The 13,101-nt window shown below is 39.4% G+C and carries 14 protein-coding genes and 1 pseudogene; 9 read left to right on the top strand and 6 right to left on the bottom strand.

All coding sequences use genetic code 11. The annotated features are described in order from the left end of the window. Window positions 1-138: 138 nt before the first annotated feature. Complete coding sequence (locus tag AC4IFO_RS21955; RefSeq protein WP_490737599.1) at window positions 139-492, top strand: antirestriction protein; 354 nt, start codon at window positions 139-141, stop codon at window positions 490-492. Between the two features lie 398 nt (window positions 493-890). On the opposite strand, the gene AC4IFO_RS21950 is transcribed toward AC4IFO_RS21955, so the two are convergent. Then, a complete protein-coding gene (locus AC4IFO_RS21950) occupies window positions 891-1,091 on the bottom strand; it encodes a hypothetical protein (RefSeq protein WP_490737597.1) in 201 nt (66 codons plus the stop codon). 1,070 nt (window positions 1,092-2,161) lie between these two features. Here AC4IFO_RS21950 and AC4IFO_RS21945 point away from each other — a divergent pair. The 8 genes from AC4IFO_RS21945 to AC4IFO_RS21910 all read left to right on the top strand — a co-directional run bounded on the left by AC4IFO_RS21945 (window position 2,162) and on the right by AC4IFO_RS21910 (window position 10,240). Continuing rightward, the gene (locus AC4IFO_RS21945) at window positions 2,162-2,725 is read left to right on the top strand and encodes a hypothetical protein (RefSeq protein WP_490737595.1); all 564 of its coding nucleotides are present in this window, start codon (window positions 2,162-2,164) and stop codon (window positions 2,723-2,725) included. 75 nt (window positions 2,726-2,800) lie between these two features. Beyond that, the gene (locus AC4IFO_RS21940; RefSeq protein WP_490737593.1) at window positions 2,801-3,541 is read left to right on the top strand and encodes a fimbrial biogenesis chaperone; all 741 of its coding nucleotides are present in this window, start codon (window positions 2,801-2,803) and stop codon (window positions 3,539-3,541) included. After that, window positions 3,525-4,130, top strand: a complete 606-nt coding sequence (locus AC4IFO_RS21935; protein WP_490737591.1) for a fimbrial protein — start codon at window positions 3,525-3,527, stop codon at window positions 4,128-4,130. The genes AC4IFO_RS21940 and AC4IFO_RS21935 overlap by 17 nt, the downstream gene beginning before the upstream one ends. Window positions 4,131-4,142: 12 nt before the next feature. Then, window positions 4,143-4,787, top strand: a complete 645-nt coding sequence (locus AC4IFO_RS21930) for a fimbrial protein (protein WP_490737589.1) — start codon at window positions 4,143-4,145, stop codon at window positions 4,785-4,787. 16 nt (window positions 4,788-4,803) lie between these two features. Further along, window positions 4,804-5,544, top strand: a complete 741-nt coding sequence (locus AC4IFO_RS21925; RefSeq protein ID WP_490737587.1) for a fimbrial biogenesis chaperone — start codon at window positions 4,804-4,806, stop codon at window positions 5,542-5,544. Further along, window positions 5,541-6,371: a fimbrial biogenesis chaperone gene (locus AC4IFO_RS21920; protein WP_490737585.1), complete on the top strand. Its 831-nt coding sequence runs from the start codon at window positions 5,541-5,543 to the stop codon at window positions 6,369-6,371. Before AC4IFO_RS21925 ends, AC4IFO_RS21920 begins: the two co-directional genes overlap by 4 nt. A 6-nt stretch (window positions 6,372-6,377) precedes the next feature. Next, window positions 6,378-8,990, top strand: coding sequence for a fimbria/pilus outer membrane usher protein (locus AC4IFO_RS21915; protein WP_490737583.1), 2,613 nt, complete (start codon window positions 6,378-6,380; stop codon window positions 8,988-8,990). Between the two features lie 107 nt (window positions 8,991-9,097). After that, window positions 9,098-10,240, top strand: coding sequence for a hypothetical protein (locus tag AC4IFO_RS21910; RefSeq protein WP_490737581.1), 1,143 nt, complete (start codon window positions 9,098-9,100; stop codon window positions 10,238-10,240). A gap of 296 nt (window positions 10,241-10,536) precedes the next feature. Here AC4IFO_RS21910 and AC4IFO_RS21905 read toward each other — a convergent pair. From AC4IFO_RS21905 to AC4IFO_RS21885, 5 genes and pseudogenes are all read right to left on the bottom strand, one after another. Further along, window positions 10,537-11,234 (bottom strand): annotated as a pseudogene (locus tag AC4IFO_RS21905) (IS1 family transposase). 325 nt (window positions 11,235-11,559) lie between these two features. After that, a complete protein-coding gene (locus tag AC4IFO_RS21900) occupies window positions 11,560-12,012 on the bottom strand; it encodes a DUF2913 family protein (protein WP_490737603.1) in 453 nt (150 codons plus the stop codon). 163 nt (window positions 12,013-12,175) lie between these two features. Beyond that, window positions 12,176-12,481: a ProQ/FINO family protein gene (locus tag AC4IFO_RS21895; RefSeq protein WP_490737601.1), complete on the bottom strand. Its 306-nt coding sequence runs from the start codon at window positions 12,479-12,481 to the stop codon at window positions 12,176-12,178. A gap of 55 nt (window positions 12,482-12,536) precedes the next feature. Then, entirely contained in the window at window positions 12,537-12,743 is a 207-nt protein-coding gene (locus tag AC4IFO_RS21890) for a hypothetical protein (protein WP_490737580.1), read from the bottom strand. Between the two features lie 153 nt (window positions 12,744-12,896). Continuing rightward, on the bottom strand, window positions 12,897-13,101 hold a 205-nt coding region (locus AC4IFO_RS21885), incomplete at its 5' end, for a hypothetical protein (protein WP_490737578.1).

Below are 13,101 nucleotides of genomic sequence, written 5' to 3'. Positions count from 1 at the left end.
TTGGCCTAAAACATAGCCTCGTCTCGTCATACAGCAAGCGTAAAGTGCACTCCACCAAAATTCTTGCCGCTGCGCTTTCCAACAATTTTGTCTCCGCCCTTGCTTCCTTCCTCGTCTCGGCTATGTACGGCCTTTGCAGTGGAGGAACTCGACGAAAGAAATGGAAAAGACGAAACCCTAATCTCTGCTATTGAAGTGAAGAACGCGCAAGCCCGTTTAAAGTTTTTACCCTCAAAATTAGGGCGGTACTGTATTGCGTTTGAAAATGCCATTTATCACTGGATGGGGAGGAATGCAATTGCTTATAACGGTGGATATTGGGATTTTTATATGTTGTCGAATGGCGGTTTTTATCAGCAACCGACAAAGGGCTATATGATCACTTCACCGGATGATACGACCGCACAAGAAACAGGAATTATTGTCACGCTAATGATGTTAAGCCATTTTTCATTTGTGACCTATGAAAAAGGGCACACGGAAGAATATTAGTTTTACATTTCATTCCATAACAGTGGTTATGCGGATTGCGTGATAATCAGTGTCACCGTTAATAAAACAAAAAATCAACGTGTTTAAATATTTATCTGACCCACCATGAAGACGTGAACGCAGATACACAAATAATATGAAACAAAACATAGTGACTTTCTGCTTCCTCGTGGTATTTGACTGAAGACTTAAAAAATTAGTTGTTTTATGCAAGAAAATTAAAAGTTACTTGGTAATACTTATCTTAACAAAATCACTTTATCTGCTAGCTAAAATAAACCCGAAAATTTTATCTATTCGACAGTAACTTTATTAATAATTTCATTGTGAATATATAATTATTTAGATTTCTTGAGCTGAGTCCCTGTATTAATAACATTATTTTCAATAGTTATATTTTACTTTAGTAGTTCTAAAGCACCGCAAGCACTAAAATCCCACAGGTACTCGTCTGCCCAGATCCCGATACCGCTCCCATTAAGAATAGTCTGGCTCATTAATTGATTTAAAGAAACTCCAGCTCCATTTGCACTGACAGGAGTACTATTTAACGAAATTTGCGCGGAAACCCCCATAGCCAAATTCAGTCGCCTATTCATGACATTGGGGCCCTTTGTTCTTAATCGATAGTTTTGTGGTGTTCCTGTCGCACAAGTAATCGTTGCTGTTTGGTTTTATATTAATCTATTGATATTTTATATATTTTATAAATAAATGTAAGTTAAGGTTTGGTTGTTTAACGAACATGCTGAATCTGGGAGAGAAGAATTAACCTCTTGGGCAAAGTAGCTCAGAGCCTAAAGAACTCATAAGCCGTAATATCAGAACAGTCACTGTGAAGTAATCGACTAGATACTCCTTTGAGACGGTTAACCAAATGGGATACCGGCAGTTACCTATTTAGATAAACCTTAGTTATTCCTTTAATCATTTTATGAGTAGTTAAACAAAATACATAAAGATTAAGTTTTATAAGATTATTTCCACTCCAATCCAGTGTGTATTGTTTCCATTTGTATCTCGTTAGCTCGATTTGTAACAAGGAAAACATTTATGTTTCTATTAAATGGATACGAATATTTTTATCGCTTAAATAATAATATTTTTCATTAAAAAATATTATTTATATTAATCAGTTGGTTGTATTGATTTTTCATATTAAAAATAAATATATAAAGAAAAATGCAACCAGTTAACAATTCGTTTGATAATTTTTCTCTATCGTTTTTCTTAGAATCAATCGGCATTAATTATTTAACAGGTATCAATTTTGTTGTTAGAGTTTCTAGCACAAAAACTATTAGTGATTAATTAAAATAAGACATGAAGTAGTTAATTTTCGTATGTATTTCAAAATGACAACGCGGTTAACAGAAAAAGATTTAGGAGATAAGGTGGATATAAACCAGTAATATACAAATCGATTGAATATTACCTTTTAATTTTTAATGTACTTAATGAAGATTTAAATGAATTAAAATAGGTACTTTTATAATAAAAATAAAAAAGGCTTTTTATAAAAAATATATGCCAAGATACTCTTCCCATTTTAATATCATTTTCAATGAACTATTTTATGATTTTTATCTTCATATAAAGCAGTTAATGGTTTAACTGCTTTATATGACTATGAATATACCATATATACTTTAATAATTAGGATACCGTTATGTCTATCAAAAAAGTAGTTTTTCCAATCATGTTATGCGCATCAGTAGTCAGTTTAAATGCCAATGCTGCAGAACCAAACCAAGCTGATGTAGTTCTTTCAGGAGTAATTTCAGCAGTAACTTGTGATATTGATGTCAATGGCGTACCTGGCGGTACGACAGTGAATACTGGTATGCATATTTCCAGTGATTTTACAACGGCTAACATTAATAATGTTACTGGAACACCTGTCGAAATGTTAGTTCAATTAAAGAATTGTAGTAGTGACTCGAACGCCTCTGCGCCAGCAACTGGAGGCGAGCTGTTTATCTCTGGGAACGTTGCTGCTAATGGTAATCAAAACATCTTTATCGGAAACGACTCACAAACTGGGTTTATGGTTTTGACCTCAGGCGGAACATCAGCGACCGACGCCATTAAAAATGGTGGTACAGTTCCTCTTAATGTGACTGCAGCTGAAGGTGCATCATATACGTTCAATGTAGCAATGGCATCAATGATTTCTACACCAACTGCGAAATTGTATTCAGCACCAATTACAATTTCTTACGCGTCAGAATAAGTTTATATCTTTAAATAACATGAACGTGGAGTATTTCCACGTTTATGTTTTTTCTGAATATTTGAGAGAAACAGTATGTCTACTTTTTTTAGTCCATTCTATTTTAGAATCCCTATTATCTTAAGTTTGATTTATTGGTCGGCAACTGCTTTCGCAGGGATTTCACTCAATGCGACTCGACTAATTATTTCAGAGAATGATGGAATGCAAGGCGCAAGTATTGGCGTTCGCAGTGATGAAACATCTACACGGGCTTTCTTAGTAAAAGCACAAGTTTTTCGTGATATTGATGGGCAGCATGAACAAGTACCTTTTGTTGTTTCTCCTTCACTATTTCGTCTTGAGCCAGGAAACACCAATCAGTTACGGGTTATCAAGAATGGCGGCAACCTACCTAACGATAAAGAGTCCGTATTTTATTTTCGGGTGGCTGCATTACCAGCAGCGTCCACTCAATCTAAATCGTCTTCTAGTTCGGGGACAGAAAATATATTAAATGTCGCCACTGGAAATATTATTAAGTTGTTTTATCGCCCAAATAATTTACCTATCAAACAAAAAGAAGCAATGGGTCGATTGCAGTTTCAACGTGTTGCAAATGGCATAAAAGTCACCAATCCCACGCCTTACTATATCACCATCAACTCCCTTACGATTAATGGTTCTGATGTGAATATTCGCGCAACACGTGGGCAAAATATGCTTCCACCTTATGGGGATACTATTTTTCTGCATTCAGTTAAATCTGGCAAAATTCAATGGAAAGCAATAAATGATTATGGAGGCATTGAGAGTTTTCATGGTCAAATACAATAATCACGTTGCTTTGTTTGCTATTTTGACTTGGATAATTCCAAGCTACCAAACTATAGCCAGCGTTAATTTAGATACAGTTGGAACGTCCTTTATTGCAACCATCACTGATGGCAGTTGTGATGTGTCGTTTGATAATAAAGCCATTACCTTCATGCCTCGCATGGCATCAGAGTTTAATCCTGGCGTTACCGTCGAAGTTAAACCTATCAGTGCGCAGATGAATTGCACTTATGCAGTCACTCCACAAGTAACTATTTCCGGTACTACATACTCTTCTAATAATCGTGTTTTTCTCAATAAAAATCCTGACTGGCCAGAGCAAACCAATGGGGTTGGATTTATGGTGCAACCTGCGTCCACTGTGATCGAGCGGGACAAAACTCCGTCTTTAGATTCATTTTATGCCAATGGAATGGGTGGAAAAGCCATCTCAGCTACAACACCTATGTCACTTATTCCGCTATCTGAAGATAATGATTTCAGTGTTAATCAAGTGTTGTGGGTTGGGTTGGTCGGGCTTGTCGATAGCAATCAAATTATACCTGGTCGATTCTCTGCAAATTTAACCATTAATATCAATCTCCCATAAAAGGGATAAGCAATGAAAACGATTTACTTTAACTCTCGCTTATGGAACTTCATATTTCAAAGGCTGGGTGCATTTATATTACTCTGCATGTCATCTTGGTGCGTTGCTAGCGACTCAGTCATCATTAATTTTTCTGCCACTTTGGAAGCACCGACCTGCACAATGAGTATTCCACAAACTATCGATTTTGGTATAACTCAAGGTAGTAACCCTAATGCAATTCCTTCGACTAGCTTGCAAGGAAATGGTGTATCTATGCCTGTCAATATCACTTTTAGCGATTGTTCTAATAAAGGGCTATCTGCTCCAAAGCCCCAAATTTTGCTAAAAGGGAATGCTGTTCACTTAGGGGGGACTGAATTCTTTTTTGCTGACTCGCCTTCTGTCAGTTACCCCGCACAAGGATTTGGTGTGAAATTGTCGGTAAACGGTGATCCTAATTTTGAAGATAATGACCATATCATTACCAATGGCGGTAGTAATGGCGGAGGAGCTCTGTTAGCACGCCCAAATACCACAATATCATCATTGAATAACTCAACATTAATATTAACTGCATCGTTGTCATGTGGTAGCTATTCGCCATGTAGTAATGCCCCCGCTTATGAAGTTGGCGCTTTCAAGTCAAGTGTCACTTTTCAACTACTATTCGATTGATTCATTAGGAGAATAAATGTTCATACTTCGCATTTTCTTATTTTCCTTATTAATTGGGATTAGTGGCGGGCCCCAAGCAGCAGAAGGGTTGAGGCTGCCTCAAACACGCATCATTTTTAATGCTAATGACAAGAGCACGACAGCGGGAATACAAAATTTAAGTTCAATAGCTTATTTGGTCAAAACTCAAATACTTGATGACACTAAAGAGAAACCGATAGCGCTTTTTGTTGTGACCCCACCTTTATTTCGCTTAGAGCCACAAAGCGAATTTACTGTACGTATTTTGTCTCAGGAAATGAAGGGACTGCCTACTGATCGTGAATCATTATTTTATCTCAGCTTTTTAGCAATCCCTTCGACAAATCATCCTAAGCAAAACGCTGATGAAGGTGATGAAGCTGAGGTAACCGCACGTGTATCGGTAGGGGTTCAAACCTTAATAAAAATGTTTTATCGCCCAACCAAATTACCGATGACGGCTCGCGAGGCTCAGAGCAAATTAGTTTTTAATACACATAATGATAGAGTAGTTATGGATAATCCTACGCCTTATTACCTTACCTTGAACACCTTAATTATCAACGAAAAACATATCGATTTATCGATTTCAGGTGCCATGATAGACCCATTTTCTCAGAAAACCTATCAGATCCAGGGAAACAAAAATCAGGTCACTTATACCGTAATTAATGATTATGGCGCTGTAAGCCAACCCTATCAACGTACTTTGTCTGTATTGGAGAAAACGCCATGAGTCGAATAAGTTACTTATCACGATTATATCGATATATACGACTTTTTTTGATTACTGGGTATTTTGTCTTCTGTACTTGCGCATATACCGCGAATATAGATGAGCGATCAGGAATTACAATACAGTCGACGCGTGTCATTTATAGCGGCAGTGAAACTAAGGGGATTACATTCTCGGTGGCGAATGACTCCGTATCGCCTTATTTATTACAGTCTCGCATAACACCATGGGCCCAAGATCTTCAGACAGATTATTTTGAAGATGAAACAAAAGTGGTTCCTTTTATTGTCACTCCTCCCTTAAAGCGACTGGAGTCCAGAGAGTCTTTAGCCTTACTCATTAGGCTCACCCAACATAGCTTACCCACAGATCGAGAATCGGTTTTTGCTTTTCATATCAAAGCTATTCCTAGTCAGCCTAGCAATGAAAATCAACAAGGAATTTCATTACCAGTAATAAGTAATGAAAAAACCAATATAACAGTCGCCTTAAAAAATACATTAAAGCTTTTTTATCGACCTGAGGAATTACCGCCTTACGATGCCCAGAAGATTGCCGAATCATTACAATTTAAACGTCAAAATGAACAATTAGTCGTCACCAATCCTACTGCATTTTATGTGACTTTTGATGTGTTAACCATTGATGGAAAAAATATTAAAGATGACGATTTATTCTTTATGACTCCACCATTAAGTCAGCAAACCTATCCGATACCGAGTGGTACTACTCGTGGTGATATTAGCTTTCAGCTACTGAATGATTATGGCGTTAAGACTAACCCTGTAATTCGAACTCTCAATAATAAAAACCATAATGACGAGTAAATATTTATGAATATATATTCCTCTACTCAATTGATAGATAGCCCTTGTAAAAAAATAACATTTCATTACCTTCCATTAACTTTTGCTTTATATTTAGTGGTATCCCCTTTATCTGCGGAAGACTATTTTGACCCTGCTTTTTTAGGCGAAGGCTACAATAGCACAGCGATTGATTTATCAGTATTTTCGAATAAAGGGGGTGTTGCAGATGGAGAATATACGGTTACAGTATTTGTAAATCAGCGCGAAGTCGGGGTCTATAGCCTAACTTTTAAGAAAAACACTCAAGGAGAAGTCTCGCCATTGTTAACACCTGACCTGTTAAAACAATGGGGTGTTAATGTTGAGCAAGTACCCGAGCTAAAACATCTTCTTACAGATAGCAAAATTGATAATTTGGCAACTTATATCCCTCAAGCAGCCACTAAACTTGATTTAGCACGTCTGAGTTTAAACGTCAGTATCCCTCAAATTGCCATGCAATCCAATTATGGCAATTGGGCTGATCCCAATTTATGGGATGAAGGGATCCCGGCCTTACTTACCAATTATAATTTTAGCGCTGGACGTTCAGTAAATACTTATTCCCAAGAAAAAGCACACAATCAAAATTTATTTGCTTCTTTTCTTATGGGGGCAAATGCAGGGGCTTGGCGGCTTCGCAGCAACCTGACTTACACGCAAAACCGCAACAGTGGTGGCAATCAAAAACGTTCTCATGATTCACAAACTCATTTCTCTAATACTTACCTTTCTCGTGATATCAAAGTTCTACGCTCCACACTCCAAGTGGGAGAAACGAATACCGGTGGTGAAATCATTGATGGTATACCATTCACCGGAATGAAGCTAAGCTCAGATGAGCAGATGTTACCAAATCAGTTGCGAGGATTTGCACCTGAGATAAATGGCGTTGCAAATAGTAACTCTCGCCTCACGGTTCGCCAAAATGGCAATATCGTTTATGAAACCTATGTGGCTCCTGGGCCATTTTCGATTAACGATATTCAGCAATCAGGGATGTCAGGCGATTATCAGGTCACAATAACCGAGGCTGATGGTGCAGAGCGCCAGTTTATCGTTCCCTATTCTTCATTACCCGTGATGTTACGTCCTGGGGGGTGGAAGTATGAACTATCCGCGGGGCGTTATAATGGAAATTTAACCACTCAATCACGTGATACTGACTTTACCTTATTGACTGGTGTCTATGGATTACCAAAAGATGTTACGCTCTATGCGGGTACTCTCTTATCTAAAGATTATCAAGCGGGAAGCGGTGGTTTTGGTGTTTCTTTAGGCGATGTTGGTGCATTATCTTTCGATATAACACATTCTTCCGCTGCATTTGAACATGAAAGTAAAAAAACAGGGCAATCATATCGCTTACGTTATTCTAAAAGTCTATTGTCAACTGGAACGTCGGTAGATTTAACAGCATTACGCTACTCGACTGAAAATTTTTATACTTTTAATGAATTTAATTTTCAAGGATATCAATTAAGTCAAGGCGTTAGCCCATGGACGGCTCAGCGCCGCAGAAACAGTTTTCAAACTCAATTAAGCCAACAGATGGATAATTGGGGCTCCTTGAGCTTCCGCGCTAATCGAGATGATTATTGGGGGAGCGATAGGACGTTAACTGGCTTATCCCTAGGATACAGTAATAATCTTAAAGGAATTAACTACAATATTAATTACAATATTGACCGAGTGAAAGATAGTCAAGGAAATTGGCCTGAAAACCGTCAAGTTTCACTGAGCGTCAGTATACCGCTTAGCCTATTTAGTTATTCTCCAGCATTACAATCCGTGTATGCAACCACATCTATAAGTAATGATAATCATGGTCGAACTCAAAGTCAGATGGGGTTTAGTGGAAACATAACAGGTACTAACATTAATTATAATGTTTCTCAAAACTGGGGAAATAAAGGGCAAGTCGCGAACAGCAATGCAAATGTGGGATATTCCGGTAGTAAAGGTACCTTGAGTACCGGTTATAGCTATAACAAAAACTCTCGCAGTATCAATATCAATGGTAGCGGAGGTGCTCTAGTTCATTCAGAGGGCATAACGTTCTCCAATACACTAGGCGATTCTGTCGCCCTGATTAGTGCTCCGAATGCTTATGGTGTCACCGTCAATAATGGCAATTCTATTACTAACAGCCAAGGGTATGCGGTTGCGCCTTACCTTTCTACTTACACCCGAAATAGTGTTGGATTAGACCCGAGTACCTTACCTGAAAACGTTGAGTTAGAGCAGTCAAATATCAATGTTTACCCAACGAAAGGGGCTGTGGTCAAAGCCTCATTCAAGACTCGCGTGGGATATCAAATACTGATGACATTAACCCACAATAAAGAAAATATCCCTTTTGGTGCGATAGCTTCTCTAACCGATGCCAATCAGGATGAGCAAATAAGTGCCATTGTTGGAGACCGGGGGCAGGTCTATCTGACAGGTTTACCTGAAAGCGGAGAGTTACTGGTTAAATGGGGTACTGAGTCACAGCAGCAATGCCGAGTTCATTTCAATCTGAATAAAATAGCGTTACAGCCTAATATTGTCATTCATCAAGCCATATTGCCGTGTGAGTCTGATAAGCAGATATAAAACCAATATAGAATTTTTCGGCGCAATAAGGGTAAAAAAGAACGTATTTCTGAAACATTTTTGCGCGATGATTTAAAATTTCTTACGTTTTTTGAGGGTGATTTTTTATGAAAATGAAGTTTGTATCTATTACATTGGGGCTATCGGTGATGCTGAGCGCCTCCGCTTGGTCTGCTAATTATACCGTTTATCCTGGCTCGATGATGAAGCTAACGAATATTCAAGGAAGTTTGGGAGGAGGTACGGGAACATCCATACTAGGCTCTCCCTATTCGGGGCCTAGAGCAGCAGGCGGTGGATTTACCTTTTTGTCTTACGATACAAGGTGTCAGCCTGCAACGACGGTTAATGGTTATACTGGATTAAGAGCGATTGATGGTCGGGATATTATCATTGGCGCTACCGGAACGAGTTCAGGGGCGATAACCAATATAGCTGCTTCACAAGCCTTAGTCGAAACTCGAGGCTATTTATATTCCGTCGATGGTACTTGGGATACCTATGGCAAACTCAGTTCTACGACAGCCTCTAGCCAAAGTATTAGCTATAATTGTCTTTATCCAAAAAATGCGCTCGCATCTAGCACAATATTTTATGGAGCCGCTAATAACAATGCGATAGGAACCAAACCCGCAACACTCAATCTTTCAATATGGGCATACATTGGCCCAAATGTCCCTTATGGTACATACACCCCAAAAGCTGTGTATTTTGTTCAAGGTGTATCTAGTGGCTCTCAGGAACTTATCGCATTCCGGGCAATTATGAGTGCAACGGATAGAATTATCGTGGCTCCGCCCCCTTGCAGTATCAGTGTAAGTAACTCATCTATCAATTTTGGTACGCGTTTATCAGAGACCGTTTTGGATGCTCTCTCAATAAGCTGTAATGCTAGCCCTGTTACTGCAGCAGTGTATGTTAAAGCAACGGCTATTCAAGGTACTCCAACATCTGATGGCTATGGTTTAGGATTGATAAATACAGAGACTAACGAATCGAACGTGGATGGAACAGGTATTATTGTTCGAGGATCAATAGGACCAACAGCATCAGAAAATTGTGCTAATGGGGATCCTAATAGCGCTATTTTATTTGACCCAAACTCAATGTTGCCAGGATATTTTGTGACTAACTTATCTCCTGCCGGTAATACTAATAATATTTTATTAGGGTGGTATTTATGTACTACCAATAGAACCGTGCCTGGTGATTATAGTGGTTCAGTTACTTTAGGGATTACTTATCGTTAAATTCCCGACAGGCACGGCAAAGAAATGGGTACTGAATATAATGCCCATTGCTGGAGAAAGAGATTATGAAAAAATATTAGCGGGTATTTTTTCTGTTTATCTGGAGTCCATGCTAGGTAATGGTTAAAGAGGAGCTTGTCATGATTTGTCTACTGCTTTTTATATGACTTTATCTGAATATGGTTATGACCCAATTCTTTGCACTGAAGTTATTAGGGCTAAAAAAAGTGAATTATTCGATCACTCATGGGTAGAGTTTGATGGTAAAATTGGTCATGTATTCAATATAGAGATCATCATAATAGGTAGTGTTCGCGTTCAATAAATGTGCCGATGATCTTGTTGTGCATTTCTGCTGACGTTGAATAGCCTACCGTCTTACGGTTAAGCAGCTTCAAACGGTTTCTCTGGTTTAAGTTTTCCCGTTCAATTCGTTGTGTATAAAACTTATTGGCTAGGTGTTTTTCCTTCGGCAGCATCTCATAAGCGTTAAACTTATCGGTGCACCAAAAAGCCACATTAAACCTAGAGAGTAAAGTCAGTAACTGGCGCAGCGTTTTCTTGTTTCGACGACCAAATGTATGCGCAATAATTCGTTTTAGGCGAGGTTCCCAAGCATGCCAGAGCCAGCGTTATTTCTTCTTGTTAGCGACAAAAGACCACTGCTCATCGACTTCGCAAAGCAATTCAATGTACAAGTTATCAAGCGGTAAAGACGTTACCTGCCGCGGCGAGAGTTTTTTAAAGTGCGAACAACAGCATTAATACTGATGTGTAAGGTTCTGGCGGTATCACGAATACCAGCATTATTCATCGTGAGGTCAATAATTTTATCCTTTGTTCCAGGTTGGCAGGCGCGATATTCATAATCCAATTGGAAGCTTCGGCAACAGACTTGGCAGCGATAGCGTTGATGCCCTGTACTTCCCAGGCCATGTTTTTTAACTGGGAGTGTTTGTTGACAAAATGGGTATTTTATATCGACTTTGGCCATGAATACCTCTCCGGTAAATATCTCTATCTTACAGACTATTCACCGAATTGAATACATTACCCATTATTTCAATGAATTAGTGAACTTAGGGACGATAAATAAAAAATTATATTCATTTTTTCCCAAACTCTCATGTCAATTAAATCACGGAAAATGTTTACGCAATTGGCTAAACGGTCTGATATTAGGAAAAACTGACCACCATTAACGTGCAAAATCCGGTTTACATTTCATTCCATAACCGTGGTTCGAGGGATTGCGTAATGATGAGTGTCACGGTTAACTCCTCTGACAGATGTACATTATCGGATCTTACATTCACATCCTACCGTGATAACAACAACGTATAGTGTGGCAAATTTTCATCGAACTGGCCGCAAAGATGGTGTTGTTTGATGACTTCGTTAAATTGCCCTTTACCACCAAGCACCCAAAACTCCACCGAGTTAATCTGCTTCCCCTCATCACTGAATCCAGTGGCTAAAGCAGAGGCAGTGACATAGAAGGTGGGGATTGCGGTCAGTATCGGTTTTTTCATTATCAGTTTTTGCCAGCGGTCTTCACTGAGTACCACACTATCCCATCCCAAATCTTTAAGTAGCTCTGTCGCGTAGGTTAAGCGAAACAAGTCACTTTGGCTGGCAACATCACAACAACAGGAAAGCCATAAATACTCTAACCGCGATTTCAGTTTTGAGGTCATTAGCCGTTGTTGACCCAGGTTGATAAGCCATTCAAAATCATGGACGACGCAACGGTGAAACCGTTTTTGTTTCAGGGCCGTTTGTAGCCACGAAGCAGGAAAAAATTTTCAGACTGGGCGTTTCGGGCGGCTTTTCCATCTCACTGTGACAGTTTGATCGCGACTAAAGCGGCAAACGCTAACTTACCTAACCAAAGATTTTTTTCTTCAACGGAAATCGGCGAATGGATTGTTTTTGTCATGCGCTTCCTGATTGTTGTTTAGCGAGTCGTTGAATGCGTTTTAACGTATCGGCGACATCCAATTCCGTGACAGTCCCGTTCGGTTGACAGTCTTTATCATATCGTACCGCACCAGGCATAATGGTGGTGCGGTATTTGACACTGTGACTAATGGCCGCAAGGCTGCGTTTTATCGTTTTAGTCGAAATAGGCAATTCGCGGGCTTTTTTATCCGCAAACAAGGCTTCTCGCGTGCCTACAGCCATCGGTCTAAGTTGTCCATCGGGAAAAAGGTGAGGCCAATACTTTGAAAGGTTCGCGATAGCTTCCTCTAACGGGAGATGCTGTTTCGGTGGTGTCGGAGGAATGACTTTTTTTCTAACGGGATGACAACCTCGGCCTTTTTTTCGCAGGCGAGGGTGTTACCTTTTTAGGAAATTGAGTTTCCTTTTTTTGGGATGGTTCGTTCGGTTTACGCTGCGTATTGAACACAACCTGTTTACGGCGACGTTGAATAACAGGCTCCGCACTTTCCGCGGCATTTTCCGTCGTGGGGCGTTTTAACGTCAGTGTTTTGCGCTTCATTTTAACCTCACACAAAAATTGATTTAATCATCAATACATTACTAGCAGTTATCACGAAATTTAATCTAAATCACCCGCCCGTAGGGTTGTAGACGGCAAAAAGGGTTACAGATGACACATTAAGGTGAGGGCCGTCGAGACCCGCGTAAGCGGTTACGCGCTGTTTAATTGGTAAATGTAGTTATCCCCTGAAAATGGGGATAATACCGCGTTAAATGTTTTTACCTTATTTTGTATAAATGTATTTCTCAGCCGCTTAACAAGCTCTTTTTTCTTTACGTATCCCCTACGAATTAAGCCAGGCATTGAGCCAATCTTAATTCGAGCACCCGTTACCCACTTTGACACACAATCGGTG

The organism is Providencia sp. UF-224, assembly GCF_058245955.1.
This window is presented reverse-complemented; position numbering and strand designations above follow the sequence as displayed.

What these genes read in the sequence shown, in the direction of transcription:
- AC4IFO_RS21915 (WP_490737583.1), top strand. Translation starts at nt 6,378, where the DNA reads ATGAATATATATTCCTCTACTCAATTGATAGATAGCCCTTGTAAAAAA.
- AC4IFO_RS21930 (WP_490737589.1), top strand. Translation starts at nt 4,143, where the DNA reads ATGAAAACGATTTACTTTAACTCTCGCTTATGGAACTTCATATTTCAA.
- AC4IFO_RS21940 (WP_490737593.1), top strand. Translation starts at nt 2,801, where the DNA reads ATGTCTACTTTTTTTAGTCCATTCTATTTTAGAATCCCTATTATCTTA.
- AC4IFO_RS21950 (WP_490737597.1), bottom strand. Translation starts at nt 1,091, where the DNA reads ATGAATAGGCGACTGAATTTGGCTATGGGGGTTTCCGCGCAAATTTCG.
- AC4IFO_RS21925 (WP_490737587.1), top strand. Translation starts at nt 4,804, where the DNA reads ATGTTCATACTTCGCATTTTCTTATTTTCCTTATTAATTGGGATTAGT.
- AC4IFO_RS21945 (WP_490737595.1), top strand. Translation starts at nt 2,162, where the DNA reads ATGTCTATCAAAAAAGTAGTTTTTCCAATCATGTTATGCGCATCAGTA.
- AC4IFO_RS21910 (WP_490737581.1), top strand. Translation starts at nt 9,098, where the DNA reads ATGAAAATGAAGTTTGTATCTATTACATTGGGGCTATCGGTGATGCTG.
- AC4IFO_RS21890 (WP_490737580.1), bottom strand. Translation starts at nt 12,743, where the DNA reads ATGAAGCGCAAAACACTGACGTTAAAACGCCCCACGACGGAAAATGCC.
- AC4IFO_RS21920 (WP_490737585.1), top strand. Translation starts at nt 5,541, where the DNA reads ATGAGTCGAATAAGTTACTTATCACGATTATATCGATATATACGACTT.
- AC4IFO_RS21935 (WP_490737591.1), top strand. Translation starts at nt 3,525, where the DNA reads ATGGTCAAATACAATAATCACGTTGCTTTGTTTGCTATTTTGACTTGG.